The sequence below is a fragment of the Salinibius halmophilus genome, from assembly GCF_003577475.1.
GTDB classification, from domain to species: Bacteria; Pseudomonadota; Gammaproteobacteria; order Pseudomonadales; family Natronospirillaceae; genus Salinibius; species Salinibius halmophilus.
On record NZ_QPEP01000016.1, the window covers coordinates 1 to 25,851 of the forward strand.

A 25,851-nucleotide genomic window follows, 5' to 3' on the forward strand; every position below is an offset into this window, starting at 1 on the left:
TTGATCTTATTCTTTTGCAGATCGCGAATCCAACAGCAATCGATTTTATCTTTGCTAACGTCAATACCAACAACCTGAGTCATCTCTCCGTTTCCCCTTGTACATTCAGCGTCACCACTTAGAGCTGGGCGCTTGGATACCATTCAAAGTCAAAGATGAAAAAGCTAGGAGCCGAATCTACGGAACAGCATCATAGTGCTAAGGTTTTACACAGGCTTCGATCCTAGCTTTGTATGAGATGCCGATAGCTAATCAGCATCTCTGGAGAGATACAAGGTTTTACAAACCGTAGGTTTGGGAAACACGCCTAACTAGACACCCGCCTGCGCGGGTGTGACGCGTTGTCTGGCTTTTCACGCATGTAATCCATGACTAGACACCCGCCTGCGCGGGTGTGACGCGTTGTCTGGCTTTTCACGCATGTAATCCATGACTAAACACCCGCCTGCGCGGGTGTGACGGCTCTTTACTTGGCATTTTGTGAACTTGGTCAATAAATGAAAAAATGCAACCGTTTGCATTTTTTAGGCTGCCCATTAGGGTTAATTAACCCTAGTAAAAGGTTCGTCCATTGTTATTATTTTGTTTGAAAATAACAAAAGACAAACATGAATGAGCATTATGAGCCCTCACAAACACCAAGGTATTACCCTGATCGAATTGATGATTACGGTTGCGGTATTGGCAATTTTGGCGTCTATCGCTATTCCAAGCTTTAGTGGCTATATTCGCAGTGACAGAATTGTTAAGCATAGCAATGAGCTGTATGCCTTTTTGGTGCACCAGCGCTCGCAGGCGATTCGTACCAGTGGGGATGTGACAATTTGTGTAGCAAAAGTTGGCCCGAATGACGGTGGGGCGTTGGCGTGTGATCCTGCTTCGACTCGTTTTAGTGATGGCGCACTGATATTTACTGACCGAGGAACTACAGGCCAGTTCGATGCCGCAACAGACCAACTTGTTGATTATATCCCTCCCGCGCAAGGCTTGGTGATATACGGGGTGAGCGAGCATTTTACGATGCGATTTAATGGCACGCTTAAGAATACTTCAGCTTATTTTGTGATTTGCGATGACGATAACCGAACTCGCGGTGGTCGGATTTTGGAAATTAATAAAATTGGCCGCCCTAGTATAAGTGAGCTGACGGCTAATTCTTGTACTACTTAAGCCATTGTTTTACGTTTTGCACGGGAAATAATTGCTCGCCAATAAGTTTTTTCAGTACTTGCTCGGTAGTCAGTTCATCCAAGGGTGATGTAGGGAGCCAGTCTCCCTGTGTGGTTTGCGCTAATAGCCCAGCTTGTTGTAATTGCTCAAGTGCTGGGCCATCTTCATGAAATGCTGGTTCTCCGGCTAGGTACTGCTGGCAAATACTACGATAGCAGACCACAAGTTCTGCTAGCTGCTCACTAATTAGTACATTGCCCATGGCAGGCTGGAAGACGCGCTGTTGGTTTTGTAAATAGAACGCTAGGTGCGCACCTAGTAGAATGATCATCCAGCTTAGGTATAGCCAGATAAAAAACATCATGACAACGGCAAAACCAGAATAGAGTGCCAGCGTGCTTTGTTCACCAACCTCACCGACGATTGCACGAAAAGTAGCGCCGGCCCCTTGCCAAACGAGCGCCGTGACTAGCCCGCCCGCTATGGCAAACTGAGGTTTCACCTTGGTGTTAGGAATAAAAAAGTAAATCACTGAGAAAGCAATCACTAGGCTTAACCAAGGTAGCAGCGACGAGGCGTAATCGAGTAGCCATTGAGCCGAGAAAAAGTTCGCGATTGCCATCAGCGCTGGTGCACCCATTACGCTGGAGATCATGGTTAGCGCAGCAATAAGCAGCAGTGGCGTAAGCAGCACTAAGCCACTGAAGTCGGTAACTCGTTGCCAAATTGTACGCCCGCTTATTACATGCCAAGCGTTGTTGAAGCAGCGCTCTACACGGCTTACCATGGTGATGGCGGCATATAATAGGGCTACAATGCCCACGATTCCAAGTAGACCATATTCACTGTTGCTAACAAAGCTCATTGCCTGTGCCAGGGCTGCTTGACCTTGTTCACCTAAAGGGCTGGCGAGTTGTTGTAGGTAGGGGTTTATCACACGCTCCTGAATGCCGAAGGCTTTCAGTAACGCAAGACTTGCTGCGAGCAGGGGTACTAAGCCAATCAAGGTGCTATAAACCAGCGCCATGGCTTGCATACGCAAATTGACACTGAGCCCATGTTCAATGAGGCGCAACACTAGGCTAATAAACCAAGGGTGTTGGCGCTTTCGAAAACTATGCCACCATGCAAGCCACATATAAGATCCTTAACGTAGATAGCTTAATACTAGCCCGAGTAAGCAAGTAGCGAAAGCGTTTGGCTTGCAGTAAACTACTGGGCATATATCCAGATTTGAGGCCAGCATGACCGAGCAAGTGAAGCCCTTTAAAGTTCATTCAAAATATGAGCCGGCAGGTGATCAGCCAACGGCGATTGCCTCACTCGTTGATGGCCTAGAGTCTGGATTGGCCGCACAAACCCTGCTAGGTGTTACCGGATCGGGTAAAACCTTTACCATGGCTAAGGTAATCGAAGCAGCAAACCGACCTACCATCGTGATGGCACATAACAAAACCTTGGCTGCTCAGCTATATGGGGAATTTCGCGAGTTTTTCCCCGATAACCGTGTTGAATACTTTGTTTCGTATTACGACTATTACCAACCAGAAGCCTATGTGCCGTCAACGGACACCTTTATCGACAAGGATGCCTCGGTAAACGAACACATTGAGCAGATGCGCTTATCGGCAACCAAAGCATTGATGGAGCGTCGAGATGTTGTGATCGTGGCGACGGTATCAGCGATTTATGGTTTGGGAGACCCTGAATCGTACTTAAAAATGATGTTGCACATATCACGCGGGGATCGCATTGATCAACGCGGTATACTGCGCCGCTTAGCCGAGCTGCAGTATGAGCGCAACGACATCGACTTCTTTCGCGGCAACTTCCGAGTTCGTGGCGATATCATCGATATCTTCCCAGCGGAATCCGAAGAGCAGGCTGTGCGCATCGAGCTGTTTGATGATGAAGTGGATGAAATTTACCTATTCGACCCGCTAACGGGTGCCGTGATTCAACGAGTGCCACGGTTTACCATTTACCCAAAAACTCACTATGTGACACCGCGCGAAACCATCTTGGATGCCATTGATGGCATTGCCGCTGAGCTGCAAGAGCGCCTTGAGGTACTGAAGAAAGAAAACCGCTTGGTTGAGATGCAACGCCTTGAGCAGCGCACCATGTACGACATTGAAATGATGCGCGAACTTGGTTATTGCCAAGGGATCGAAAACTATTCGCGCTACTTGTCTCAACGACCGGGTGGGGCGCCACCGCCTACGCTTTTCGAATATTTGCCTAGTGATGCGTTAATGTTTATTGATGAGTCGCATGTGAGCATTCCGCAAATTGGTGGCATGTACAAAGGCGATCGTTCACGCAAAGAAACCCTAGTGAACTATGGTTTTCGATTGCCCTCAGCGCTAGATAACCGGCCGCTGCGTTTTGAAGAGTGGGAGCGTATGGCGCCGCAAGCCATTTATGTGTCAGCAACGCCGGCTAAATATGAGGAGGCGCATGCCCAAGCAGTGGTTGAGCAGGTGGTTAGGCCGACTGGCTTGGTCGATCCAGAGGTAGAAATTCGTCCTCAGCAAAGTCAAGTAGATGACTTGCTAAAAGAGTGTCACGAACGAATCCCAAAAGGCGAGCGAATTCTGGTGACCACGCTTACTAAGCGTATGGCGGAAGATTTGACAGACTTTCTATCCGAAGCCGGTATTCGCGTGCGTTATTTGCACTCGGATATCGATACGGTTGAGCGGGTCGAGATCATTCGAGATTTGCGCTTAGGTGAGTTTGATGTGCTGGTAGGGATCAACCTGCTTCGTGAAGGCTTGGATATCCCGGAAGTTAGTTTGGTGGCTATTTTTGATGCCGACAAAGAAGGCTTTTTACGTTCTGATCGGTCATTGATTCAAACAATGGGTCGAGCGGCGCGTAATGTTCACGGTAAAGCAATTCTGTATGCCGATAAAATTACCCCATCGATGCAGCGAGCGATGGAAGAAACCGAACGCCGTCGTGAAAAGCAAATTGCCCATAATGAAGCGAATGGTATTGTGCCAACGGCTTTGAAAAAGTCGGTAAAAGACATTATGGAAATGGGGCAAGCGCCAGGGCGTGGTAACAAACGCAAGCAGCGCCAGAGTGTTGCACAGGCAGCAGAACCGCAAGCACAGTATCGCACAGCTGCAGATATCGCTCAGCGTATCAAGCAGGTGGAAGACGAAATGTTTGCCGCCGCTAAGGATATGCAGTTTGAAAAAGCAGCTGAGTTGCGTGATGAAATGCTCGATTTGAAAGAAGCGCTAAAAACCCTAGGCTAGCCTTTGCAAATTTATTGTAGGGTGAAAATACCTGTTTAGTTTTTGTAGGTGGTGTCGCATTTTTTGGTACAAATGCCTTGCTGCTGCCAAGCAACCCACTTCAATGCGCCTTTATGGTTGGTTTCTTTGGCTGAATAACGCAAAATAGCGCCAATTTCGAAATTGGAGCCAGGTTAATGAAAAAACTAGTGCTGGCGCTTTGCGCCATGGTTAGTCTTGCTGGCTGTGCGACGGTACAGCCATGGGAACGAGCAAACCTTGAAAATGAGCAGATGCAGTTTTTAGATTTGTCGTCCCAGTCATTAGCCGAACAAAATTATCAGCGCTTCGAGGCGGTCAGTGGCGCGCTAGTAGGAGAGGGCTGGTAACATGAAAGCATATCTAAGTTCAGCCGTTTTACTTGCCGCTAGTGCAATGGTTTATGGCAATTCAGCACCGGTCACGACAAACTTGGGTTACCAAGTTGGCTTAACCAATCAGCAAGCGTTTGACCAAGCTTTATTGAACCCAAGCACGAGTGATTATCAAACCCCTGCTCATGATCCGCAGTCCATTCAACAGCATTTATTTACGTTAGGCACTGGTGTGAACGAAAACTTGGGTGTCGCACTCAATTATCGTTTAGGGCAGTACGCTGGCAATGGAGTGCACAGTATCTATAAAGATGTAGATGTTGATACCTCGGGTACAAATGTTGGCTGGACAGCACAAACTCAGACCGATAGCAATGATAAGCAACAAGGTGTGATTCGCGGTGTGGTTGGGCCCTCACAAGCTTACAGCGAACATGATGTTGTACTTGATACACGCTTATACAGCAACAATGTCGTGGCTGGATTATCGGCTGATTATTTGGTCAATCCAAGGCAACAGACGGCTGGTGCTGCGCTAGACATCGCTTTTGATGGCAATAACGATCAGTTGGTTTATAGCCTAGGGGTGCGCTATGGCTTTACCACGCTAACTTCTGTGTTTGATGCTAACCGCGCAAAAGCTGAGCAAGTTGTTCTGAGTGAAGCCGATGGCGAGCAAGTTCACAGAATTGCCGCATCACAATCACTAACGATTGCTTTCAACAAAAACATTGCTTGGCGTTTTGGGGCGGGGATCGATGCGAGTATTGGTTATTTGAGTAATCCGTATGCGAGTTTTGCCATTGAATGTGGTGAAGGCTGTCATAATGATGGCAGCACAGAGACGAATGAAAGCTCGTTTGCCAGCAGTGATGTGGTGGATTACCGAACTGAGCTGCTGCCGGAGTCTCGTATAGGCTGGCATGTGCATTCTAACTATCGCCAGTTTATCAACCCAGCTAATGCTGCCCTACACCTAGATCTTCGTTACGTTGGTAACGACTGGGGCGTGCAGCAAGGCATGGGTCGTGTCGCCTGGGATCAACAGTTCGACATAGCAACGCAGCGTTCAACAGGTATTTTACGTTGGTTAGAACGCCAGGATACAGCCATCAATTTGGTGCCGTTTGCGCGTGTTGCTGGGCAATACAAAGCGGCGTATTACACGCAAATGACTGATCCTGAGTTAACTAATGCCATTAACGCCAGTGACAATATTGAGTTCGCTGAAGGCGCAACCGAGAGCAACTTTCCAAGTACAATTGTAACGCCGGATGGTACTGGATTAGGTTTCTCGCAGCCGAATTATTATACGTCGAATCCAAAATACGCCAGCTACTTGAACTACAGCCTGGGCATTAATACGGCGATTAGCATTGCAGATGTACAACTATCTGCAGGGTTTGAGTCTTATACCACGTTATCTGAGCTAGCTGGGCAGGTAGAAGTGCCGGGGTTGACAAGCTTTGTCATGTTCACAGGTGGTTTAGACTACAAGTTCTGATAACAGGTTAGACAGACGTTCAGCTATGAATGTGTAGAATAGGGAAGCGACACGGTGGGTACCCGTGTCGCTTTTATTTTTTGATGTGGAGTGAATTATGCGCAATATGTGGCTTGGGGCAGTGCTGCTATTAGCGAGTTTGTCGGGAAAAGCCGTCGAGTTTTTGCCGGTCGATCAGGCTTTTCAGTTTAACCATTGGGCAGACAGCAACGGCTTTTTCTTAACCTGGCAGATCACTCCTGGCCATTACCTATATCAGCAAAATCTAAAACTGCAAGTTGAAGTCGGTGACGGTGAAGTAGGTGAGCTTGAGTTTAACACCCGCTACGAAGAAAAATATGATGAAAACTTCGAGCAGGTTATGCAGGTGGTGTATGACAAGATGGAAGCCTATGCGCCTATCTATGCCAATGAGCCTGTACAGATAAAACTAACTTACCAAGGCTGTGCCGAAGCTGGTATTTGTTATCCACCGGTCACCGAACGCCTAATGTTTACCCCAGAATTTGGTGTGTCACCAACCCGGCCGCCAGTAATCGAGGCAGCTAGTGCTGACGTTATTGATTTAACCACTGCAACCATTCCACCTGTTGTCACTGCTCGCGACATCAGCGATAGCGGCGTGATTGACTTAACGGCCTCTAATCGTGCAACTGAGGTCGACACAGAGAGCAGCCAGTCGCTCGCTGGTTTTATCGCTTCAGTGTCTTTGTGGCAGGCGATTGGCTTGTTCTTTTTGTTGGGAATAGGACTAACGTTCACACCGTGCGTGCTGCCAATGATCCCTATTTTATCCAGCATTATTATGGGGCAAGGCAATATTAGTACTAAACGAGCGTTTTTATTGAGCCTGACTTACGTGGTGCCGATGGCACTCACCTTTGCTTTAGCTGGCTTGCTGGTTGCCACACTGGGAGCGCGCTACAACCTAGCCGCTATGATGCAGCAGCCGATTGCCTTGTCGATTGTTGCGGCGATTTTTGTATTACTTGCGTTGGTCATGTTCGACAAAATCCAGCTGCGTATCCCCTTCCAGCAGCAGCTGAACAAGCTATCTGAGAAACAAAAAGGTGGTACGTTTATCGGTGTGGCCATTATGGGGGTTTTGTCTGCGGTTGTGGTATCGCCTTGTGTTTCTGCACCATTGGCTGGGGCGCTGATTTATATCTCGAGCACTGGCGATATGGCGCAGGGATTCCTAGCTTTGTTTGCCTTAGGCATGGGTATGGGCGTGCCGCTGCTCATTGTCGGCACGGGTGGCAACAAGCTGATTCCGCGTGCGGGCGCTTGGATGAATATCGTCAAGTCGGCTTTCGGCATTCTATTGTTGGCCATCGCGCTTTACCTGATCACCCGATTATTAGACCGTAGTGTCACCCTAATTGCTTGGGGCGCATTTGGGGTGATTACATTAGTGATGCTTGGTGCGCTAGAGCCCGTTGCACAAAAACTACGCTGGTTGAAAGCGCTTGGTGTGCTGGCGCTCTTATATAGCGCGGCGCTGCTATTTGGTGGGTTAGCAGGCAATACTAGTTATACGCAACCGCTTAAGGTAGTTGGCATTAGCAGTGGTGAACAAGCTCATAAACAATTTATCAAGGTCGATACTTTAGCTGAAGTAGACCAGATCATCGCCAGCAGCAGCCAGCCAGTGATGCTAGACTACTGGGCAGACTGGTGTGTATCTTGTTATACCATTGAGGAAGAAATATTTGCCGATGCTGAAGTGCAGCAGAAAATGGCGAATTGGACCTGGGTGCAGATTGATGTCACCGAAAATGATGCCGATGATCAAGCAGCGCTGGAGCGCTTTGGGTTATTCGGGCCACCAGCGATTTTATTTTTCGACCCGCAACAAGGTTATATTCCAGAACTAACCATACAGGGTGAGTTGAGCAAAACCGCATTTTTGAATCATTTAGGGTTGTAGTCGCTCGGGGCAGGGCATGCAGCTTGCAGTACATAGGGCAGATGAATGATTGAACGGCTACCAGCCATGCTGGATATTGAAGCGTCGGGATTTGGACGCGGTAGTTATCCAATAGAAATTGGCGCAGCGTTGGAAAACGGCGAAGTGTTTTCCATGCTCGTGCGCCCAGAGCCGGACTGGCAACACTGGGATGAGCAGGCTGAGTCGGTTCATGGCATTAGCCGTGAGTTGTTAATTAGCAATGGCCTGCCCATTCGCGAAGTGGCTGAAACACTTAATCAGCGCTTAGAAGGTTTGGTTGTATACAGCGATGGCTGGGGGTTTGATTCCTCGTGGCTTTCGTTGCTGTTTTATTCGGCTCATAAAAAACAAGCGTTTCGCTTGGATACCATTGCTCGCGTTATGTCTGAGCACCAGATGCAGGTGTGGGACGTAGAGAAAGAAAAAATTCGTCAAGCGATGCAGATAGGGTATCATCGCGCCGGACAAGACGCTGCTGTATTGCAAAAAACATGGATTGCAACGCGGCAAAATCAATCCCAAGCGAATAAGGGGTAGTTGATCGTAATGATCATTGAGCAGAGCATTAGGCGAAAACTGAATGAGTCGTTGACGCCAGAATACTTAGAAGTCATTAACGAGAGCCATATGCACAACGTTGCCAAGGGCTCTGAAACACACTTCAAGGTTGTACTAGTCAGTGATGTGTTTGACGGCATGCGTCCAGTGAAACGCCATCAAAAGATATACAGTATATTGGCTGACGAGCTTGCTGGTGAGGTGCACGCTCTGGCTTTGCATACTTACTCACCTGTTGAATGGCAGGGCAGTGCTCCAGCCTCACCTGCTTGTCGTGGTGGTGCGGGGCGTTAATCATTTTCTTGCCACTGCTGCAGTCTTTGCAGCAGTGTTTGTCCAGCTTGTTCGTTCCCTTCCTCAATAAGCACATAGGCAGCCGCTTCCGCCGTGCACAGTCCACGTTGATTGCGCCGTAATCGGTACGTTGATGTATAACCCTCAAGGCTAATGCGTGGCATGCTGTGTAGATAAGCGCTCTGGTTGTAAATTTTTTGCGCTTCTTGCCAGGTTGCATCAATGATTAAGCAGTGTTCAATATTAGCCTGAGTGCCCCCAGTTGAATCGCCAGGGTAGAGAAGTGCCATATTACCTTGCTCAATTTGGGCTAATAATGCAGGGTTGGGCACTTTGCGCTGCCAAATGATCGGGATGGCATCGGGGATTAAGCGACCGGTATTGGTCGGCCGCTCTAACTCGCGCTGGTGAATTAACCGCCAGAATTGCATTGATGCTAGTGACGCTTTGCTTTGCCACCCTTATTGGTTGGCACATTTAGCAGTAGGTACAAATCGGTGAGTACGTCAGGAATTTGGGCGCGCAGGTGATGCCAAAGATTGCCATCTTCTTTTAATGCTTGCATGTCAGGTTCGTCGTCAAACAAACCACTGCCTGCTTGCACCGGCAGCAATAGTTCTGCAACCTCTGCTTCATGCTCTGCAAACCAGTCGTCTTCGCGTACCATTGCCCATTCCATAAAACCACAGCACCACGACATTTCGTCGTCTACCGTTTCTGTGTCATCAATATCAAAAGGCAGTGCCAGAGCATCTTCACTGAACAGCTCATCTTTGATTTCTTGCAGTAGTTTGGCAGTAATGGTTTTTACTTGAGCACCTGGCTGTGCGGCGTTTGGCACTTCATCCATGACAATTTGCCACACAGTTTCAACATCGGGTTGTAAAGGATCCATCGCCGCTGCTGTTAACATGCCGTGAAAGCTGGCAAAATCAGGCAGCATTTCGTGGGCATCCTCAGCGTCAAAGATTTGTTCGAGTAATAACAGCTCGTCTTCGGTGGTTGCCATTCGTTGTCTCCAAATAGTTTGGCGCCTAGTTTAGCGGTTTTATGAATTACATGCAGTCAGCTTTACACATCTTAGAGCACGTTTTTGGCTTTTCTCAGTTTCGCCCTGGTCAGCAAGCAGTCGTTGATGCGGTGATGGCCGGAGAAAACGCCCTAGTAGTAATGCCAACTGGCGGGGGTAAATCACTATGCTATCAAGTGCCTGCCCTGGCGATGCCGGGTATGGGCGTGGTGATTTCACCCTTGATTGCCCTAATGGACGATCAGGTTCGTGGTTTGCGAGAAGCTGGTGTACGTGCTGGCGCGCTGCATTCTGGCTTAGACTTTCAGCAAGCGCAAGCAATGCGCAATGCTTGTGAGGTAGGCGCTTTAGATGTGCTATACGTGTCACCTGAGCGGTTACTCAATCAAGCGTTTACCGATTGGTTACTTGGCCTGAAGTTGTCTGTTGTTGCCATCGATGAGGCGCATTGTGTATCACAATGGGGGCATGATTTTCGGGCCGATTATTTACGCCTAAATGAGTTCGTTCAGCGCTTGCAAAGTACACCGGTGATGGCGCTTACCGCCACGGCGGATGCGCGTACTCGCGAAGATATTGTGCAGTTACTTGGTATTGCGGATGCCAAGCGTTTTATTACTGGTTTTGACCGGCCAAATATTCAGTACCGCGTGGTACCCAAACAAAAAACGCGCGAACAGTTAGTCAAATTTATTCGCCAAGAGTTTGTTGAGCAATGCGGGATTGTTTATTGCCGTTCACGGCGCGCTACAGAGGAGCTGGCTGAATACCTACAGAGTAAAGGAATCGAAGCACTTGCCTATCACGCTGGTTTGCCACAAGAAGACCGACTTAAACGCCAGCGCCAGTTCACTCGCTCGGAAAGCATGGTGATGGTGGCGACCATCGCTTTTGGCATGGGCGTCGATAAGCCAGATGTACGCTTTGTTGTGCATGTGGATATGCCGTTTTCGGTTGAGGCTTATTACCAAGAAACAGGCCGCGCTGGGCGTGATGGTGCGCCAGCCACTGCGTTGTTGTTTTATGGTGGTCATGACCTTGTGCGAGCAATGCAAATGATCAGCGAAAAAGATGCGCCCGAGGCGGTCATTAGGGCTGATCAGGCGCGGGTACTAAAGTTGGCGGGTATTTGTGAGCTAGTGAGTTGTCGTCGGCAAGCATTATTAAGTTGCTTTGGTGAGCAGTCGAGCGCTTGTGGTAACTGTGATAATTGCTTAACCCCTGCCCAAAGCGTTGATGCAACGGAGTCGGCCCAACGTGCATTGTCGCTCGTTTACCGCACACAGCAGAGCTATGGTGTGGGCTATTTGGTTGAACTGCTATTGGGTAAAAATGATGAACTGGCGCGCCAGCGTGGCCATAGAGATCTGCCTATTTACGGCACCGGCAAAGCGCTCAATGAAAAACAATGGCGCAGTTTATATCGCCAGCTCATTGCTGCTGGTTACCTCGCAGTGGCGCCACATGGATCTTTGCATTTAAATGAAACGGCGCGTGACATCTTGCGTGGCGACACGCGCTTTCACTTGCGCCTCGAGACTCAGTCAGCCAAGCAAAGTAGTCGGCGGGCACAAATGGCACCCCATACAAGCGAGCGATTTGAAGTGCTGCGCAAGCTGCGCAAAGAGTTGGCCGACGAATATGATATCGCTAGTTACATGGTGTTTAATGACGCTACGCTTATAGAAATGGCTGAACGGTTACCGACTACCTATGGCCAAATGCTGGCAATTAATGGTGTAGGTGATAAAAAGATGGATAAGTACGGTCAGCAGTTCCTGGCCTGCTTGCGAAACTTAGAAGCGGCAGCAAGTTAGTGCGTTGATTTTTGTGTACATGCCGTTACAATGCAAAGCCTTCTCTCCCTATAGCTCAACAGGATAGAGCAGCCGCCTCCTAAGCGGCCGATCGGGGTTCGAGTCCCTGTGGGGAGGCCAATCGAGATAATTTATGCGAAAGTTGATTATCTGCTTCTCTTGCCTTCTGGCTGGTTGTGCTTCTACTAGCAACCCAGAAGGTTATCAAAGTCCGTTTATCAGTGATGGCTGCTCTCGCTGGCCAGATGCCGACTGGTATGACTGCTGTGTTACGCATGACATTGCCTATTGGCGTGGTGGCTCTGAAGCACAGCGCTTGGCAGCTGACGAAGCCCTAATGCAGTGTGTTAGTGACAAAGGTTACCCGAATATCGCTGAGCTGATGTTTATGGGGGTGCGAGTCGGTGGCGTGCCATATTTGCAGACGCCGTATCGTTGGGGTTATGGCAATCAATAGGCCAAGAATTCTAGATTATGTTTTAACAGTCTGATCAAAAAAACGTCAATAAATTGTTTAAGCGCAAGACAATCAACATATTTAGGTGTTAGGGTGTAGATATTGTCTATAGTTAGAGGTTATGCCGTGACACATCCAGAGATTGTACAGGTGACAGTCTATGGTGAAATGCGCGAAGGAATGCCAGAACATGCATCATTGTCGGGGGTAAAACGCCTTGGTAAAGGTCGTATCGCCGGATTTCAATTGTTCGCCATCAAGGGACAAGCCATAGCAATACCAGTGAAGGGTAGCACCATTGTTGCTGAAGTTTGGCAAGTGCCAAAAGCGACCTTTGCCGATATGGTAGAGGCCAGTCAGTGGTTGAATGATACGGCCGAGGTGCCAACGCCTTGGGGGATGGCGTTAATCCCTATTGGCAGAGTAAATGGCCAGGCCGTGCCGATTACCACGGGAGATTGGCGAGACTTCCAGCCATCTGAAGCGCTAAAAACTGGTACGCATAGTTAGTATTTAAGCCAAAGCACAGGTTCCTTCGTAAGCACGTAAAAATAAGGAGCTTTATGCGTACTTCTATTGTCGTTTTTTGGCGCGATCTTCGTTTAACCGATCATCCTGCGTTAGCGGACGCGGTTCGGGCGGGCGCTGTTATCCCTGTCTTTTTAACCAATCATCTAGATGACCTTGGTAGTGCCCGCAAAGCTTGGTTGCAAGTGTCGCTAGCTCGGCTCAAACGTGACCTTGCGTCACTTGGCAGTGACTTGCTATTAGTTAATAGTCCTGCCAGTTCGCTGGCATCTGTTGCACAAGCATTAGACCTAGGTATTTATTTCACCGATACAGTCGACCGATTTGGGCAAGCCGTCGCCGATTCTCTTTCCGTTGCAAATTTATACCGTTACCCTGCTAACTTGCTATTTGATACACAGCTAACCAATAAGCAGGGGGGGCACTTCAAAGTATTTACCCCATTTTGGAAGGCGGCATTGGCTAAGCAACCCATACTTGAGCCAACGCCTGCACCAATAAAGCTGCAAGACAATCCCTCTGTTCGTGCTGCCTTGCAAGCGCGGTTAGAGTGTTGTGACGAGTTGCCGCAGTGGCGCCCAAAGCTGGGGTGGGATGCAGGGTTTTATGAAGTGTTTGAGCCAGGTGAGATTGGCGCGCAAGAGCGGCTCGCCCGCTTTATCGAGGCGCCTATTAGTCGTTATGGCGAGCATCGTGATGTACCGGCGCAGGACGCAACCAGTGGTTTATCGCCACATCTTGCCTTTGGTGAAATTAGTGTGCGAACCATAGTTCACCGTATGCTTGCGTTGGGGCATGCCTGGCATTTTGACAATGTTTGGCTGCGCGAGCTTGGCTGGCGAGAATTTAGTCACTATCAGTTAGCGCTTAATCCTTATTTAGACAGCGAGCCTCTGCAAGCAAAGTTCACTGCTTTCCCATGGCAGCCTAACGAGCAATGGTTGCTAGCTTGGCAGCAGGGGCAAACCGGTATTCCTATTGTTGATGCCGGTATGCGCCAGCTTTGGCACACCGGGTGGATGCACAACCGAGTACGCATGATTGTCGGCTCGCTGCTGGTGAAAAATATGCTACAACCCTGGCAGCAGGGTCGGGCATGGTTCGATGATACCTTGCTAGATAGTGCACCGGCACCGAATTGGGCCAGTTGGCAGTGGGTGGCTGGCTGTGGTGCGGATGCGGCGCCTTACTTTCGAGTTTTTAACCCTGCCACGCAAGCCGAGCGATTTGATCCGGATGCGAGTTATATTAAAACTTGGTGTCCTGAACTCGCTAACTTACCAGCGAAGTTGGCCATTCAACCATGGTTGGGTGGGTTTTCGCAGTTGCGACAAGCGGGGGTGGTATTGGATAAACAGTATCCAAAGCCCTTGGTGGATCTAAAAGAGAGCCGCAAGCAGGCGCTCGCGGCATTCAGCCAAATTAAAGCTGCTGACTAATGGCAACAATTTTTGGGCCTAGGCCGGTAAAGAAAAATTCAGTTGCCAGCATCATAACAATCAGGCCCATTAACCTTAGCAATGCTTGCGTGCCAGACTCGCCAACCACTTTAATTAAGCGCTCGCCGGTAATAAATATCACCGTTGTTAGTACAAGGATGGCGATAACAACAGCTGTTAGTGCTGCCATGTCGGTGAAGCCTTGTGCTTCTTCAAAGGCAATCATGGTAACGGCGATGGCGCCCGGACCACCTACAATGGGCACACCCAGTGGTGCAATAGCAACATCATTACCGTCTTGCTCGGCGATTTCGCCGTTGTCGGCTTGCCGTTTCGGCGCGTTGAACTTGCCTTTTAGCATGTCAAAGCCAATAAGGAAGAAAATAATGCCGCCGACAATGCGCAAGCTATCGAGCGATAGCCCAAAGAAGTCGAATAGTTTATCGCCGGTATAGGCAAAAAAGAGTAGGGCAATGCCAGCAAAAACACAGGCTTTTATCGCAATGCTTCGAGTTTCTTGGGCATTGTAGCCATGCGTTAGCGCAGAAAATACAGGAATTGAGGCAATTGGGTTGATCATGGCAAACAGGGCCGTGAACAACAGCAGCAATTGATTAAAATCCATAATGGGCTCCACCTTGGTTTGGGCGGTGGAGTTTCCCGTATTCGCTTGTGTAATGGAAGGTTGGCAAACAAAAAAGAACTGTAAGGGATGGTGAACGAGTCTGCTAGGAGAGACACATGCGCCCTGTGGGGGCGCATGCGGTAGTGCAAGTCTAGATAGGCTTAGAGATTACTTGCTGCTGTCGCTTAGTAGGAAGTCAACTAGCGCTGCAACTGGGCGGCCAGAACCACCTTTTGGTGTGCTTTGCCAGGCTGTACCGGCAATGTCTAAGTGTGCCCAGCGCTGGCCGTCAGTGAAACGAGCTAAGAAGCAAGCTGCTGTGGTTGCGCCCGCCAAACGACCACCAATGTTTTGCATGTCGGCGAATGGTGAGTCGATCAGTTCTTGATATTCTTTTTCTAATGGTAAGCGCCAGAAGCGATCATTGGTTGTTTTACCTGATGCAATAATGGCCTCTGCAAGTTCGTCATTTTCTGTCATCAAGCCAGAGTTTACGTTGCCAAGCGCCATCATGCAGGCACCAGTGAGCGTAGCAATGTCGAGGATAGTGTTTGGCTTATACTCGTTAATGGCCCAAGTTAAGGCATCACACAGTACTAAACGGCCTTCGGCGTCAGTATTAAGGATTTCGATGGTTTTACCCGACAGTGAAGTTACCACATCGCCTGGTTTGCTTGCATTGCCTGCTGGCATGTTTTCAGCGGCGGCCACAACACCAATTACATTGACGTTTGGCTTTAGTAAAGCCACTGCTTGCATTAGACCAAATACAGAAGCCGCACCACCCATGTCATACTTCATCTCATCCATACCTTGGCCAGGTTTGATGCTGATGCCACCTGAATCGAATGTGATGCCTTTGCCGACAAATACATAAGGTGCATCACCGTCGTTGCCACCAAGGTATTCCATGGCGATTAACTTGCCAGGTTCCGTTGATCCTTTTGAAACTGATATAAATGCAGCAGCGCCCATTGTTTCGAGTTCTTTTTCATCAATCACTTTAGTATTGATATGGCTGAACTCACTGGCGAGTGCCTCGGCTTGATTAGCCAAGTAACTAGGTGTGGCGATATTGCCCGGTAGGTCACCTAATCGACGTGTTAGGTTAATGCCCTGAGCGATGGCTGCACCTTTAGCAACGCTTGCCTCGTCACCAATGATTGCCAGTGATTCAATATGCGCTGGTTTGGCGTCGGTCTTGGTTTCGGTATAGCGGTAAGTAGCTTTGGCGAACTCGGTGGCAGCACGTTCTGCTAGCTGGGCTGCAGACTTGTTTTCAATGGTGAGTGTATCAATCACTGCGGTGGCGGTTTTAGCTTCTACTGCCTCTAGTGCAGAGGCTGCCGCGGCAATGGCTTTATCAAACGCGCCTAGATCTCGTTTAGCATCCTCGCCAGCACCAACAACAATTAACGTGTGCTCACCGCTAACCAGTGTTGCGCTTTTACCTAGTTTGCTGCTGACTTGTTTGCGTTCAACGGCTGCTTTTAGCATTGTGCTCAGTTCAGCCGGTAAAGATTGATTGCCTTGGGACAAGCCTTGCTCTGCAATAAAAGTAACAATAACTGAATGATCGATTGATGAGCTGTTGCTTAGCGCGGTAATTTCCATGCTTTCTCCAATGTTTGGTTGGTCTTGAGACATCTCTCGGGTATCTTACGTGCTCGCACGCAATTCTGCGAGGAAGTGGCCTTTGCGCATTTACAAATATCTGTTTCGAGAAGTTGTCGGCTTGCAGTTGGTGATTACCTTTTTGCTGCTCGTCATTTTTGCTGGTACCAGAATGACCAGTGGCTTGGCAAGCGCTTCAGGCATCGATGCCCCTCAACTCGTATTTACGTCAATTTTGTTTAATTTGCCTAGGTTTGCTCTGGAGATCATCCCACCCTCGTTTATGATTGCCCTTATGCTCACTTACGCTCGCCTGTACGCGCAAAATGAGATGACTGCGGTAACTTCATGCGGTGGTGATCGATCGATGTTGTATAAAGCAGCATTAATACCGGCAGGGGTGACAGCCTTGGTTGTTTGTGTTCTATCCATTTATGTGTCCCCTGAAATGCGCTTAGCAGGCAATGAATTTTATGACCAGCAACGGCGTACAGCCCTAGAGCAAATTCTAACGCCTGGTGCTGTAGTGCAGTTTGAAGGGCAAGCAATACAGGTTGATGCGAAGGAAAATGGCATTTTTTATGGCATTACCCTTTACACAGAAGATGGCGAAAACGCCGAAGTGATAAGCGCTAAACAAGCAGAAATTGTTCTCGATGGTGATGTGGACTATTTGCTTATGCTCGATGGGCAGATGTTCCAGGTTTCGAGTGATGGATATGTGTCCACTTATTTTGATCGCTATCAAATTTTGCTAAATGACTATCGCGAAACCAAAGAAAATTTCTTTAAGGCGGTGTCGTCATTCAATTTATGGAAGCAATTCAATTGGCAATCAGGGTGGGGCAATGCAACCTTAATGTGGCGATTGCACTATCCGCTGTTACTGATTGTGATTCCTTTTTTTGCCGTGCCTTTATCTAGAACGGACTCGCGCTCCGGTAAGTTTGCCAAAATTATTCCGGCCATCATCATCTACATGGGCCTCAGTAGTGTCATGTCGTCAGCACACCGGGCTGTGGCATATGATGGTGCGTCGCCTTGGCTTGCTACTGGTGTTTGGATTTATGGGCTCACCATTGCCCTTAGTTTGGCATTCTTTGAACGCTCGGCAATTTTGCGCCGCTTGCGGAGGTATAGATGATTATCTGGCGCTATCTCTGTAGGCAAATATTTTCAAAGTTACTGTTGGTGGCGATATCGGTGTCGCTGCTTGAACTGCTGATTACCATGATGGGAGAGCTAACCTATAGTGATTTATCTATGGGCAAAGCGGCTCTAGTAACGGTAATGGAAACACCATTAAGAATGACCGAACTAGCGCCTGTCGTGTTCTTGGTCGCTTTGTTGGTGACATTGGGAGGGCTAGCCAACAGCAGTGAGCTTGTCGTCATGCAGGCTTGTGGTATCACTAAGCTAAAGATCATTGCTTTTAGTGCAATGCTTTTGGTTTCCACGCATATCGCTTGGTTAATCACGATTGACTATGTAAAAGGCCCCCTTAGCCATGCAACCCTGCAAATCAGAGATGGTGTAGGTGACAGTTCCGAAGTTTTTTCAGGTGTGTTTATGGATGCTGGCAAGCTTGTTGCCGCACAGGTAGATGGCGATGCCCTGAAAGATGTACGCCAGTTCGAAATAAACGATGGCAAGATAGAAGCTTTTCAGCATGCGCCTAACCTTGCATATGATGAACGCCGGGACCGCTGGCTAGCAGAGGATGTCTCGGCACTATCGATTACGCCTAATGGCCTTGTGCAACAGGTGTCAGATTCAACCGACATTGATATCAGCGCGACACCAGAAGTCGTGCAATATTTGTTTGGTCAGAGTGCGAGTTTGAGTTTTGTAGAACTGGTTGACTACAAGATGCTCTCGATGACGGGGCGCTTGTATGTGCGCAAAATGGAAGTGGCATTTTGGGATAGATTGAGTCAACCCATTACTACCTTTGCATTACTGCTTCTTAGCGCATCGTTTGTTTTTGGCTCGACCAGGAAAGTATCCGCGAGCGAGCGGATCATTCAAGGTACAGTGATAGGCGTGGCGTTGGTACTTGTGCAGGATTTGTTAGCTGCAATCAATGCCGCAGTTGCGGCGCCGGCATTCGTCTTTGCACTTTTGCCTGCGGCACTTGTGTTTGTAGTTGCGAGCTATCGGTTGGTTAAAGCTTAGGTTTTTTCTCTAAACGCACCAGTTCAGTGTCAGAAAGCAAATCGGGTAGCGTTTTTTTATCACTTCTTAACAATGCGATTAAATAGCCGCTGCCTAACAGCAGCAGCGACACAATAGCGGCTAAAAAACGAATGAACGTTTGTAGCCAGGTCGGGCGACTGTCACCACGGGCATTAGTAAGCTTTAAACGCCATGCTTGCATGGCAACGGTTTGCCCTGAACGGCGCCAGAAAAAGGCAAAATACAGCCAGATAAAAGTGAATAGCCCCACAAAGTACAGCGGATGCTGGGAGTAGGTGGCATCATGTAGCTCAGCCGACGGCGCAGGCGTTAATTGTAGCAAGACCATGAGTGCTTCTGCGGCAAATGCATAGAGCATGATTAAGGCACCAATCACTAGGGTTTCATAAACGATTGCCAGTAGGCGCACAACGAGGGACGGGTTGGTCACTACCAAACACTCCAAATATAGTTATCAACAAAAATGGCGCCCCAAACAAACGCTAGGTTAAGCAACGCCATAAATACTGAGGCAGAGCCAAGATCTTTAGCTCGGCCGGATAGCTCGTGCCACTCTCCGCCATGGCGGTCGACGGCCGCTTCAATGGCCGAGTTAACCAGCTCGACGATCATCACAATGATCACTGTACCCATTAACAATGCCCATTGGGTGGCATTACGTGCAACAAAAAACGAGGCAGGGAATAAGCACAATAGTAAAACCACTTCCTGGCGAAAGGCAATTTCGTGCTGATACGCAGCTTTGAGACCTTTCATTGAATAGCCCGTTGCTTTAATAACGCGAACGAATCCTTTTGCTTCTGGTTTATGATTCATTTCTAAGCTGCCGATTAGTTTGTAGGGTTGCCTTGGCGGTCGTTGGGTCCTCAGGCCAAGGGTGCTTATTGTAACGACCTCTTAGCTCTTTGCGAACTTGTGGATACGCTTGTTGCCAAAAAAAGTTAATGTCTGTGGTCTGCGCCACAGGCTGGCCAGATGGTGAGCACAAGTTTAAACGCAGCGCCTTGCCAGCAATATTCGGCTGACTAGATAAGCCAAAACAAGCCTGTAATTTTACTGCGACGCATGGTATTGCCTCACTGTAGTCTATTTTTATTCGTGTGCCTGCAGGTGATTGCCAAACACTTGGCAATGTTGAGTCAATCACGCTACCTGGGTCGAGTTGGTGCTGAACAAGAGAAAAAAGCTGCGATGCATCAAATTTGTTAATGCCTGCAAGGTAATCGGCTAACCATGAAAACTCTTCTAGGTATATCCGAGTATCTGCAAGTAGTTGATTAGCAATGGCAAACTGATACTTTTGATACCAGTCAATGGCTGATTGCTGATGCAATAGCAGCTCAATGCCAAGCTGATTGAGTCGATTGATGATCGCTTGCTGCCAGTCGTCGTTGCTAAATTTTGCTGGTTCGCGTTTAACCAAATAATTGTGTACCAGCGTTGCGATGTATTTTTTTGGTTGCCGGTTCGCCCATTCATATTGAGCAATCGTGCGCTGATTGTTCTGCAGCACAGCCTCTGCCACTGACTCACTTACCTGAAAACTATTACGCTCTCGTAGACCATTGTTGGTTGGCGTGGCTTGCCAAACTAGACGCCAGTGTGGCAGTTGCTGAGATACATGTTGCCCGGCTAGCGTTTTCGTAGCATTGGGTGGGACCAAAAGCTGACTGAATCCCGGTGCTAGTAGGTCGCCAAGCGAGCGAGAGATGGCTTGGTTCTGGTAGCCAAGTTGCTGCCAAGCGCGCAATTGCATATCTACCTCGCGAGAGCGGCGCAACGTTAGCTCATCTCCATGACAGTGCAAGTGCGCCGCTAGCGTAATGGCCTGCTTGTTATCTGGCTGGCTTAACACTAGGCGCGCTATTCCAGGCTCAGTTGCTAGTGCCATAGCGGTTTTGCCAACCTGGGTTAGTTTATCATGATCTACCCAGCCCCACTCCTGCGCTTGTTGCCGGGCTTTTTGCCAGGCTAAAGGATTAGGCGGTGATAGCCAAGGCAGTTGCTCGGGTTGCTCACCGATCTGGCAGAGTAACAAATAGAGTTCAAAAAGCGGCTGATGCTCAATATCTGGTCTTGGTTGAGCAATCAAGGGCTCATCTTGTGACCATAAGCGTATGGCTTGACCAGCCTGTGTGCGACCCGCGCGACCCGCTCGTTGATCGGCATTGGCTCGGCTAATACGGCGGGTAACAAGTTTGGTTAAGCCACTGGTTTTGTCGACAACCGGATGCCTAGCTTGACCACTGTCTATCACCAACTCGATGCCTGGAATCGTAAGTGAGGTTTCGGCGATATTGGTTGCCAAAATGACTCGATTATCTTCACGAGCATTAATCACCGCTTGCTGCTCGGGAAGTGTTAGGCCGCTATGTAGGGCGTAACAAGGGCGGTTTGTAAGGTAACTAGCCACTTCGTCGATCCAGCGTCGGCCAGGTAAAAACACCAAAGTAGGGCAGTTGTGGTTTGCTAGGGTGGCAACAATGCTTGCTGTTAAGTTTTCGGTTGGTTGGTAGCTAATGTCAACTGGGTATTGTCTGCCAGGTACCTGAATGAGTTCTCCCTGCATTGCCTCGGCAATTTGTTTGCCTGGTAGCGTGGCTGACAGCACCACTAAATGAAAATCTTCGCGCAACCAGCTGATTTGCAAGCATAGTGCGAACAAGGCATCTAGGTGCCAAGAGCGCTCATGAAATTCATCGAGCAAAACCGACTCAACATCTTCTAGTAGGCTATCGCTAGCAAGGTATTGCAACAATACCCCTGTAGTCATCACAATTAGTTGCGTATTGGCGCTGAGTGATTGCTCTTTTGCAACCTGATAGCCAACGCGTTGCCCAAGTGGTTCGTTAAGTTGCTCAGCTATGCGCTGGGCCACCGTTTTTGCCGCCGCACGTCTAGGCTGAACGAGGATGATCTTTTTGCCTGCCGAGAGTTGTTCTAAAACAAACTTTGGTAGCTCGGTTGATTTCCCGGCCCCTGGCGCTGCTTCGATGACCCAACGTTGCTGTGTGTGCCAACGCTTGTTGAGCGTTGGCAAGGCAGCAAATATTGGTAGGTTAGAAGGTGATTGGGCCATGCGGGATAAACCGGTTACTGGTTAAGCTCTTTAGCCAGCGAACTTGCTCACTGTCGGGTGTGGCTTTGCGCTTTTTTAGTATCTTAAAAAACGCGATAGCAGGGTTGCCATCGCCAGTGGTGAAGGCGCTATTTTCTGCTTCTAAGCGAGTGAACATGATGACTAGATGCCACAACGCCTCATTGCTTAAGTCATTGGCAAGGCGCCAGTCTTTGCGTTGCATAATGGCTTGCCAATAATCTTGATCGGCGAAGATTGCACTTATGTCACAATCCTCGCTGTATTGCGCAGCCAAGTTGTTAAGCTGTTCGACGGTTATTTCGTCGTTAGATTGCTGATTCGGATCCCAGGTTGCGATCGCCATAATACCTCCGCTGAATCTTTGCTCGGATACTAACAAATTGCACTGATTCAAGCACTGCGTATTGCGAAATAGTTAGTAAGCCATTGGCCGGGTGGGCTTTCTTGCTGGGAAAATGCCGCATAACAGGCAGCGATGATTTCTTCGCGCCGGGCGCGGCCACAGGAAATGGGGTGATATGGCCTAAGAAACTCGTTGGCGGCATACCTGCTAAGGTCAACATTACCGTGCGGGCATTGGCTAGTAACCAACACGTGCTTTGCTTTGGTTAGCAATGTTTTGAGTTCACTAGACTCGGGCACTTGCCCACTGCCTAAGTTGTCTAAAATAAGCACATCTAACTCATCTAGTTTGGGTATTAGCTGCCCTGGTATTGGCGTTAGCCAGTGGTAGCGAACTGGTTGAATCGCCTCTACTAGGGTATGCGAGTGCTCAACACGGTCATATTGTGCAAACCCGTCGAAGGCTTCTGTGTGCAGCTTATAGCAGGTGCGGGCAGGCAGCAGCTTGTCACCGAAGGCAATATGGCAGCCTGGTGTTGTGCAAGCAAGTAATGCTAGATCCAGATTGGCCGGTGCATCGGATCCGTCTTCAAACCAACTCAGTTGGCTGCCGGTGACTACGAGCGGGTGGTCGGGTTTGGCAAAAAAACTGAGCATTGCTGCGGTATAGGCAAGGGTATCCGTGCCGTGCAGAATAATGGTGGCATGCGCTTTGTAATCTATCGACGCCAAGATTTGCTGCCAGTTCTTCGGTGTTATTTGCGAACTGTCTAATAAAGGGTCAAGAACAGTCCATTGAATGTCGGTATCAACATAGTCATCAATAGCTGACAAAAAAAGTTCTTTGTTCGGTTGTAGCCCGGTTTCGGTGGGCACCATACCTATGGTCCCACCCGTATAAATTATTTGTATCATTGCAATAGTGGTTGCACTCGCTGCAGCAGCTCGGCGACTCGATGTTGAGTGTGCGTTCGTCTGCATACACTTGATAAGTTTTCGCGTAGCCATGATATAGAAGGTGCTAGATTTCTTAGCCCTTCATTGACTGGCTCGTATTTGTAGTCGCCATCTTGAACACTGACTTTGTGTAATTCAATCAGTTCTTCCGTGAATGCACGCTGTACATTGTACACGGCATCTTTTAATTCTATAGTGCTGGCTTCCCAATAGGCGTCATCTAGGGCGTAAATTAGTTCGTTTAGGGTTTCTGTGGCGTAGGTAATGGTAAATCCTGACAAGAGTGCCTCCTATTTTTACCGGTCAATAGCAGGAGTATAGTTGTTATGGTGAAGGTTGAGATTATTTACTGTGCTGGTTGTAAATGGATGGTGAGAGCAGCGTGGTATGCCCAAGAGTTGTTGCAGTCGTTTGAGCAGAACGGTATTGCCGTGACGCTGATTCCTGAGCTAGAGCAGGGCGGGCGATTTAGTATATTTGTTGATGGTGAAATGCTTGCCGATCGCAAGCGAGATGCTGGCTTTCCAGAAATAAAGGCGCTTAAGCGTAAGTTGCGCAACCAGTGTTGGCCAGAGAAAGACTTAAGCCATACTGACCGTTGTGTAGATGATGCTTGCGGCCTGCCTGAAGGTGATCAGTAGCAAAAGTTTATCGATACAAAAAAGCACCGACGGCTCGGTGCTTTTACTATTCGGTACTCTACTTTGATATTAGTGAGCGTGACCGTGCTCTAGTTCTTCTGCAGTCGCTTCACGAACCGAAACGATTTCTACGTCGAAAGTAAGGTCTTTACCGGCAAGTGGGTGGTTGCCGTCAACAGTCACCATGTCGTCTTCTACAGCTACTACTGTAACTTCAACAGGGCCTTGCGGCGTTTGGGCAGAAAAGCCCATGCCAACTTCAACATTGTCGACACCTTGGAACATGGCAGCTGGTACTTGTTGAACCAATGCATCATTTTTCTCGCCATAAGCAAGTGCTGCTGGAACCGATGCTTCGAATTTTGCGCCAGTTTCTTTATCTTGCAGCTGTGACTCTAAACCTGGAACAATGTTGTTGTAACCGTGTAGGTATTTTAGCGGTGCGTCTTCACCAGACTGATCGATAAGGTTGCCTTCTGCATCGGTCACCTTGTAGTGAAATTCAACAACGCTGTCTTTAGTGATCATAGTGTTACCATTTTCTTGAGAATATCCTGCCATGCAGGGCTTAGGGTAACCCTAGCACGAACAGCGATATTGGTTAACCGTATAGTACTAATTAATTCACTAATTTCGGTTCTTGTTGCCCAGGCTTCATCAGTAGTGCCACCGTTCGATTACCACCTTCGTTTCGAGCGCGATGCAGTGCTTGAGTTAGCGTATCGCTGAACACAGCAAGTGAGGTGTTATTGTGTTGCACAACCCCCATGGAGAGTGTGAGCCTTAGCCCATCACGCCAATTAGCCTCCTCCGATAGCTGACGAATTTTTTCCGCCAGCTGGATGGTTTGTGCCGTAGTGGTGGCAGGGCAAATGATGAGTAACTGAGTGGCATGCCAACGGATGGTAATGTCTTTTTCACGCGTATTGCGTTTGACCAAGCGCGCTAAATCGGCCAGCAGACTTTCTTGCACACTTGCATCCTGATGATAGTAATCGCAGTGATGATCGATCTCGACCAATATAGCCGTTGCAGGGGTCTCTTCGCTGTCGCGCATTATGTCAATGATGCGACTGCGCAAATACTTGCGCGTACCCAAGCCTGTTACGGGATCAAACTTAGGCTCGGCTGTGTCTGCGCCAAGTGCTGCTTCAATTTCTTGTAAAATTTTATGTCGCTCTTTGCGCCGCATTTGACGGCGAATATCTAGCCAGTATTGCGCAATAATAAACACTAGTGCCAGTAGCACCCACATGCACAGCAAGTACGCCATTATTGTGGCCTGTGATACCAGCTTCCCAGTAAACTTGACTGAGCGCATGCTGATAGTATACCGCCCATTTTCTACAATGGAGCCAGTTGATAACTCCATAAGCGTTACATTGTCGAACTCGGGCTGACCGTAAGAAATGTCCACATTGTTATTGATTCGCCACCAAGCTGGTACCGAAAAAGTTGACAAGGGTAGCGTTAAGAAACCATCGTAGACTTGGGTGTCGTATTCCACTTCATTTACTTTCAGTGTGGTAGAGCGGCTTGGGTTGGCGTAAGCTGGGTTGAAGTTTCTTAGATAGACGCGCAGCGACGGCTTACCGGGGCCGGTAATCGACACATCAAGTTCAATCGTGTCATAGCCAGATAAATCAATGCCATCCGGCGCATCGGCAAACTCTACCGCCAACTGACAGTATGGCCAGGCATAAGAGGTATTGATGTCGCAGGTCATCTCAATTGCGTTTTCATCGTAATTGAGTGATGCGATGGAGCGCCCGCCAACTGGGCGATCGTCCGAAACGGCAACGTTATAAAGCGTACTTGAGTCAATGGTCATTGATTTATTTAAGCCATAGCGTTGCAGAAGCAGCGCAGCAAGCGTGACAAAAATGGCAAGTCCTAACACTAATAGCGTAAGTTTTTGGCTTGTATCCTTTGTCATAATCAATTACTCACCGAGTTTACAGAACCATAACAATACATTGTTGCCGGTAATCAGGCAAAAAAAATGC

The 25,851-nt window shown here is 48.6% G+C and carries 27 protein-coding genes and 1 tRNA gene; 15 read left to right on the forward strand and 13 right to left on the reverse strand.

Annotation, left to right across the window (positions count from 1 at the left end; genetic code table 11):
• The first annotated feature begins 621 nt into the window (after window positions 1-621).
• Window positions 622-1,170: a GspH/FimT family pseudopilin gene (locus DUW71_RS16170; protein ID WP_158584201.1), complete on the forward strand. Its 549-nt coding sequence runs from the start codon at window positions 622-624 to the stop codon at window positions 1,168-1,170.
• On the opposite strand, the gene DUW71_RS16175 is transcribed toward DUW71_RS16170, so the two are convergent.
• Window positions 1,163-2,308, reverse strand: coding sequence for a YihY/virulence factor BrkB family protein (locus DUW71_RS16175; RefSeq protein ID WP_119396320.1), 1,146 nt, complete (start codon window positions 2,306-2,308; stop codon window positions 1,163-1,165). The genes DUW71_RS16170 and DUW71_RS16175 overlap by 8 nt on opposite strands.
• 106 nt (window positions 2,309-2,414) lie before the next feature.
• Between DUW71_RS16175 and uvrB the strand changes: the two genes are divergently transcribed.
• The 6 genes from uvrB (at window position 2,415) to DUW71_RS16205 (ending at window position 9,099) form a co-directional block, all read left to right on the forward strand.
• The gene (gene uvrB, locus DUW71_RS16180) at window positions 2,415-4,439 is read left to right on the forward strand and encodes an excinuclease ABC subunit UvrB (RefSeq protein WP_119396321.1); all 2,025 of its coding nucleotides are present in this window, start codon (window positions 2,415-2,417) and stop codon (window positions 4,437-4,439) included.
• A gap of 176 nt (window positions 4,440-4,615) precedes the next feature.
• Window positions 4,616-4,807, forward strand: a complete 192-nt coding sequence (locus DUW71_RS16185) for a DUF4266 domain-containing protein (protein WP_119396322.1) — start codon at window positions 4,616-4,618, stop codon at window positions 4,805-4,807.
• A 1-nt stretch (window position 4,808) separates the two neighbouring features.
• Entirely contained in the window at window positions 4,809-6,296 is a 1,488-nt protein-coding gene (locus DUW71_RS16190) for a DUF3570 domain-containing protein (RefSeq protein WP_119396323.1), read from the forward strand.
• 97 nt (window positions 6,297-6,393) lie between these two features.
• The gene (gene dsbD, locus DUW71_RS16195; protein ID WP_119396324.1) at window positions 6,394-8,226 is read left to right on the forward strand and encodes a protein-disulfide reductase DsbD; all 1,833 of its coding nucleotides are present in this window, start codon (window positions 6,394-6,396) and stop codon (window positions 8,224-8,226) included.
• 45 nt (window positions 8,227-8,271) lie between these two features.
• On the forward strand, window positions 8,272-8,784 hold the full coding sequence (locus DUW71_RS16200) for a 3'-5' exonuclease (RefSeq protein ID WP_119396325.1): 513 nt from the start codon (window positions 8,272-8,274) through the stop codon (window positions 8,782-8,784).
• 9 nt (window positions 8,785-8,793) lie between these two features.
• Window positions 8,794-9,099 carry a BolA family protein gene (locus tag DUW71_RS16205; RefSeq protein WP_119396326.1) on the forward strand — a complete coding sequence of 102 codons (306 nt, stop codon included), beginning with the start codon at window positions 8,794-8,796 and terminating at the stop codon, window positions 9,097-9,099.
• Here DUW71_RS16205 and DUW71_RS16210 read toward each other — a convergent pair.
• Entirely contained in the window at window positions 9,096-9,530 is a 435-nt protein-coding gene (locus DUW71_RS16210; RefSeq protein WP_119396327.1) for a tRNA-uridine aminocarboxypropyltransferase, read from the reverse strand. The genes DUW71_RS16205 and DUW71_RS16210 overlap by 4 nt on opposite strands.
• A gap of 5 nt (window positions 9,531-9,535) precedes the next feature.
• On the reverse strand, window positions 9,536-10,108 hold the full coding sequence (locus DUW71_RS16215) for a YecA/YgfB family protein (RefSeq protein ID WP_119396328.1): 573 nt from the start codon (window positions 10,106-10,108) through the stop codon (window positions 9,536-9,538).
• A gap of 50 nt (window positions 10,109-10,158) precedes the next feature.
• On the opposite strand from DUW71_RS16215, the gene recQ reads away from it, so the two are divergent.
• From recQ to DUW71_RS16240, 5 genes are all read left to right on the forward strand, one after another.
• Window positions 10,159-11,946 carry a DNA helicase RecQ gene (recQ, locus tag DUW71_RS16220; RefSeq protein ID WP_119396411.1) on the forward strand — a complete coding sequence of 596 codons (1,788 nt, stop codon included), beginning with the start codon at window positions 10,159-10,161 and terminating at the stop codon, window positions 11,944-11,946.
• 44 nt (window positions 11,947-11,990) lie between these two features.
• Window positions 11,991-12,066, forward strand: a tRNA-Arg gene (locus DUW71_RS16225).
• Window positions 12,067-12,079: 13 nt separating this feature from the next.
• Window positions 12,080-12,403, forward strand: a complete 324-nt coding sequence (locus DUW71_RS16230) for a hypothetical protein (RefSeq protein ID WP_119396329.1) — start codon at window positions 12,080-12,082, stop codon at window positions 12,401-12,403.
• Window positions 12,404-12,505: 102 nt separating this feature from the next.
• Entirely contained in the window at window positions 12,506-12,913 is a 408-nt protein-coding gene (locus DUW71_RS16235) for a gamma-glutamylcyclotransferase family protein (RefSeq protein WP_158584203.1), read from the forward strand.
• A gap of 53 nt (window positions 12,914-12,966) precedes the next feature.
• Window positions 12,967-14,370: a cryptochrome/photolyase family protein gene (locus DUW71_RS16240; RefSeq protein WP_119396331.1), complete on the forward strand. Its 1,404-nt coding sequence runs from the start codon at window positions 12,967-12,969 to the stop codon at window positions 14,368-14,370.
• Here the strand turns inward: DUW71_RS16240 and DUW71_RS16245 are convergent.
• Both DUW71_RS16245 and DUW71_RS16250 read right to left on the reverse strand, forming a co-directional pair.
• A complete protein-coding gene (locus tag DUW71_RS16245) occupies window positions 14,354-14,995 on the reverse strand; it encodes a MarC family protein (protein ID WP_119396332.1) in 642 nt (213 codons plus the stop codon). The genes DUW71_RS16240 and DUW71_RS16245 overlap by 17 nt on opposite strands.
• 168 nt (window positions 14,996-15,163) lie before the next feature.
• Window positions 15,164-16,609 (reverse strand): leucyl aminopeptidase, encoded by a 1,446-nt coding sequence (locus DUW71_RS16250; RefSeq protein ID WP_233546177.1) that lies wholly within the window; start codon window positions 16,607-16,609, stop codon window positions 15,164-15,166.
• Window positions 16,610-16,691: 82 nt separating this feature from the next.
• Here DUW71_RS16250 and DUW71_RS16255 point away from each other — a divergent pair, with 82 nt between their 5' ends.
• Window positions 16,692-17,753, forward strand: coding sequence for an LptF/LptG family permease (locus DUW71_RS16255; RefSeq protein ID WP_158584205.1), 1,062 nt, complete (start codon window positions 16,692-16,694; stop codon window positions 17,751-17,753).
• Window positions 17,750-18,784 (forward strand): LptF/LptG family permease, encoded by a 1,035-nt coding sequence (locus tag DUW71_RS16260; RefSeq protein WP_119396335.1) that lies wholly within the window; start codon window positions 17,750-17,752, stop codon window positions 18,782-18,784. The genes DUW71_RS16255 and DUW71_RS16260 overlap by 4 nt, the downstream gene beginning before the upstream one ends.
• On the opposite strand, the gene DUW71_RS16265 is transcribed toward DUW71_RS16260, so the two are convergent.
• Genes DUW71_RS16265 through DUW71_RS17625 form a run of 6 tightly spaced genes read right to left on the reverse strand, consistent with a single transcriptional unit; the run spans window position 18,774 to window position 23,485 of the window.
• Complete coding sequence (locus DUW71_RS16265) at window positions 18,774-19,235, reverse strand: RDD family protein (RefSeq protein WP_158584207.1); 462 nt, start codon at window positions 19,233-19,235, stop codon at window positions 18,774-18,776. The two genes, DUW71_RS16260 and DUW71_RS16265, sit on opposite strands and share 11 nt — an antisense overlap.
• Window positions 19,235-19,621, reverse strand: a complete 387-nt coding sequence (locus tag DUW71_RS16270) for a diacylglycerol kinase (protein ID WP_119396337.1) — start codon at window positions 19,619-19,621, stop codon at window positions 19,235-19,237. The genes DUW71_RS16265 and DUW71_RS16270 overlap by 1 nt, the downstream gene beginning before the upstream one ends.
• Window positions 19,611-21,884 carry an ATP-dependent helicase C-terminal domain-containing protein gene (locus DUW71_RS16275; RefSeq protein WP_119396338.1) on the reverse strand — a complete coding sequence of 758 codons (2,274 nt, stop codon included), beginning with the start codon at window positions 21,882-21,884 and terminating at the stop codon, window positions 19,611-19,613. The genes DUW71_RS16270 and DUW71_RS16275 overlap by 11 nt, the downstream gene beginning before the upstream one ends.
• Complete coding sequence (locus DUW71_RS16280) at window positions 21,865-22,248, reverse strand: hypothetical protein (RefSeq protein ID WP_119396339.1); 384 nt, start codon at window positions 22,246-22,248, stop codon at window positions 21,865-21,867. The genes DUW71_RS16275 and DUW71_RS16280 overlap by 20 nt, the downstream gene beginning before the upstream one ends.
• A 47-nt stretch (window positions 22,249-22,295) precedes the next feature.
• Window positions 22,296-23,255, reverse strand: a complete 960-nt coding sequence (locus DUW71_RS16285) for an asparaginase domain-containing protein (protein ID WP_119396340.1) — start codon at window positions 23,253-23,255, stop codon at window positions 22,296-22,298.
• Window positions 23,159-23,485 carry a hypothetical protein gene (locus DUW71_RS17625; RefSeq protein WP_158584211.1) on the reverse strand — a complete coding sequence of 109 codons (327 nt, stop codon included), beginning with the start codon at window positions 23,483-23,485 and terminating at the stop codon, window positions 23,159-23,161. Before DUW71_RS17625 ends, DUW71_RS16285 begins: the two co-directional genes overlap by 97 nt.
• A 45-nt stretch (window positions 23,486-23,530) precedes the next feature.
• Here DUW71_RS17625 and DUW71_RS16290 point away from each other — a divergent pair, with 45 nt between their 5' ends.
• Window positions 23,531-23,845 (forward strand): SelT/SelW/SelH family protein, encoded by a 315-nt coding sequence (locus DUW71_RS16290; protein ID WP_119396341.1) that lies wholly within the window; start codon window positions 23,531-23,533, stop codon window positions 23,843-23,845.
• A gap of 69 nt (window positions 23,846-23,914) precedes the next feature.
• On the opposite strand, the gene DUW71_RS16295 is transcribed toward DUW71_RS16290, so the two are convergent.
• Window positions 23,915-24,373 (reverse strand): FKBP-type peptidyl-prolyl cis-trans isomerase, encoded by a 459-nt coding sequence (locus DUW71_RS16295; RefSeq protein WP_119396342.1) that lies wholly within the window; start codon window positions 24,371-24,373, stop codon window positions 23,915-23,917.
• A gap of 91 nt (window positions 24,374-24,464) precedes the next feature.
• On the reverse strand, window positions 24,465-25,781 hold the full coding sequence (locus DUW71_RS16300; RefSeq protein ID WP_119396343.1) for a GGDEF domain-containing protein: 1,317 nt from the start codon (window positions 25,779-25,781) through the stop codon (window positions 24,465-24,467).
• Window positions 25,782-25,851 lie beyond the last annotated feature (70 nt).

Bases quoted from the DNA above. Each gene is read 5' to 3' on its own strand.
- DUW71_RS16280 (WP_119396339.1), bottom strand. From the start codon at position 22,248: ATGGCGATCGCAACCTGGGATCCGAATCAGCAATCTAACGACGAAATA.
- DUW71_RS16300 (WP_119396343.1), bottom strand. From the start codon at position 25,781: ATGACAAAGGATACAAGCCAAAAACTTACGCTATTAGTGTTAGGACTT.
- DUW71_RS16250 (WP_233546177.1), bottom strand. From the start codon at position 16,609: ATGGAAATTACCGCGCTAAGCAACAGCTCATCAATCGATCATTCAGTT.
- DUW71_RS16275 (WP_119396338.1), bottom strand. From the start codon at position 21,884: ATGGCCCAATCACCTTCTAACCTACCAATATTTGCTGCCTTGCCAACG.
- DUW71_RS16270 (WP_119396337.1), bottom strand. From the start codon at position 19,621: ATGAATCATAAACCAGAAGCAAAAGGATTCGTTCGCGTTATTAAAGCA.
- DUW71_RS16240 (WP_119396331.1), top strand. From the start codon at position 12,967: ATGCGTACTTCTATTGTCGTTTTTTGGCGCGATCTTCGTTTAACCGAT.
- DUW71_RS16185 (WP_119396322.1), top strand. From the start codon at position 4,616: ATGAAAAAACTAGTGCTGGCGCTTTGCGCCATGGTTAGTCTTGCTGGC.
- DUW71_RS16175 (WP_119396320.1), bottom strand. From the start codon at position 2,308: ATGTGGCTTGCATGGTGGCATAGTTTTCGAAAGCGCCAACACCCTTGG.
- recQ (WP_119396411.1), top strand. From the start codon at position 10,159: ATGCAGTCAGCTTTACACATCTTAGAGCACGTTTTTGGCTTTTCTCAG.
- dsbD (WP_119396324.1), top strand. From the start codon at position 6,394: ATGCGCAATATGTGGCTTGGGGCAGTGCTGCTATTAGCGAGTTTGTCG.
- DUW71_RS16260 (WP_119396335.1), top strand. From the start codon at position 17,750: ATGATTATCTGGCGCTATCTCTGTAGGCAAATATTTTCAAAGTTACTG.
- DUW71_RS16205 (WP_119396326.1), top strand. From the start codon at position 8,794: ATGATCATTGAGCAGAGCATTAGGCGAAAACTGAATGAGTCGTTGACG.
- DUW71_RS16210 (WP_119396327.1), bottom strand. From the start codon at position 9,530: ATGCAATTCTGGCGGTTAATTCACCAGCGCGAGTTAGAGCGGCCGACC.
- DUW71_RS16230 (WP_119396329.1), top strand. From the start codon at position 12,080: ATGCGAAAGTTGATTATCTGCTTCTCTTGCCTTCTGGCTGGTTGTGCT.
- DUW71_RS16215 (WP_119396328.1), bottom strand. From the start codon at position 10,108: ATGGCAACCACCGAAGACGAGCTGTTATTACTCGAACAAATCTTTGAC.
- uvrB (WP_119396321.1), top strand. From the start codon at position 2,415: ATGACCGAGCAAGTGAAGCCCTTTAAAGTTCATTCAAAATATGAGCCG.
- DUW71_RS16285 (WP_119396340.1), bottom strand. From the start codon at position 23,255: ATGGCTACGCGAAAACTTATCAAGTGTATGCAGACGAACGCACACTCA.
- DUW71_RS16295 (WP_119396342.1), bottom strand. From the start codon at position 24,373: ATGATCACTAAAGACAGCGTTGTTGAATTTCACTACAAGGTGACCGAT.
- DUW71_RS16200 (WP_119396325.1), top strand. From the start codon at position 8,272: ATGATTGAACGGCTACCAGCCATGCTGGATATTGAAGCGTCGGGATTT.
- DUW71_RS16170 (WP_158584201.1), top strand. From the start codon at position 622: ATGAGCCCTCACAAACACCAAGGTATTACCCTGATCGAATTGATGATT.
- DUW71_RS16245 (WP_119396332.1), bottom strand. From the start codon at position 14,995: ATGGATTTTAATCAATTGCTGCTGTTGTTCACGGCCCTGTTTGCCATG.
- DUW71_RS16190 (WP_119396323.1), top strand. From the start codon at position 4,809: ATGAAAGCATATCTAAGTTCAGCCGTTTTACTTGCCGCTAGTGCAATG.
- DUW71_RS16290 (WP_119396341.1), top strand. From the start codon at position 23,531: ATGGTGAAGGTTGAGATTATTTACTGTGCTGGTTGTAAATGGATGGTG.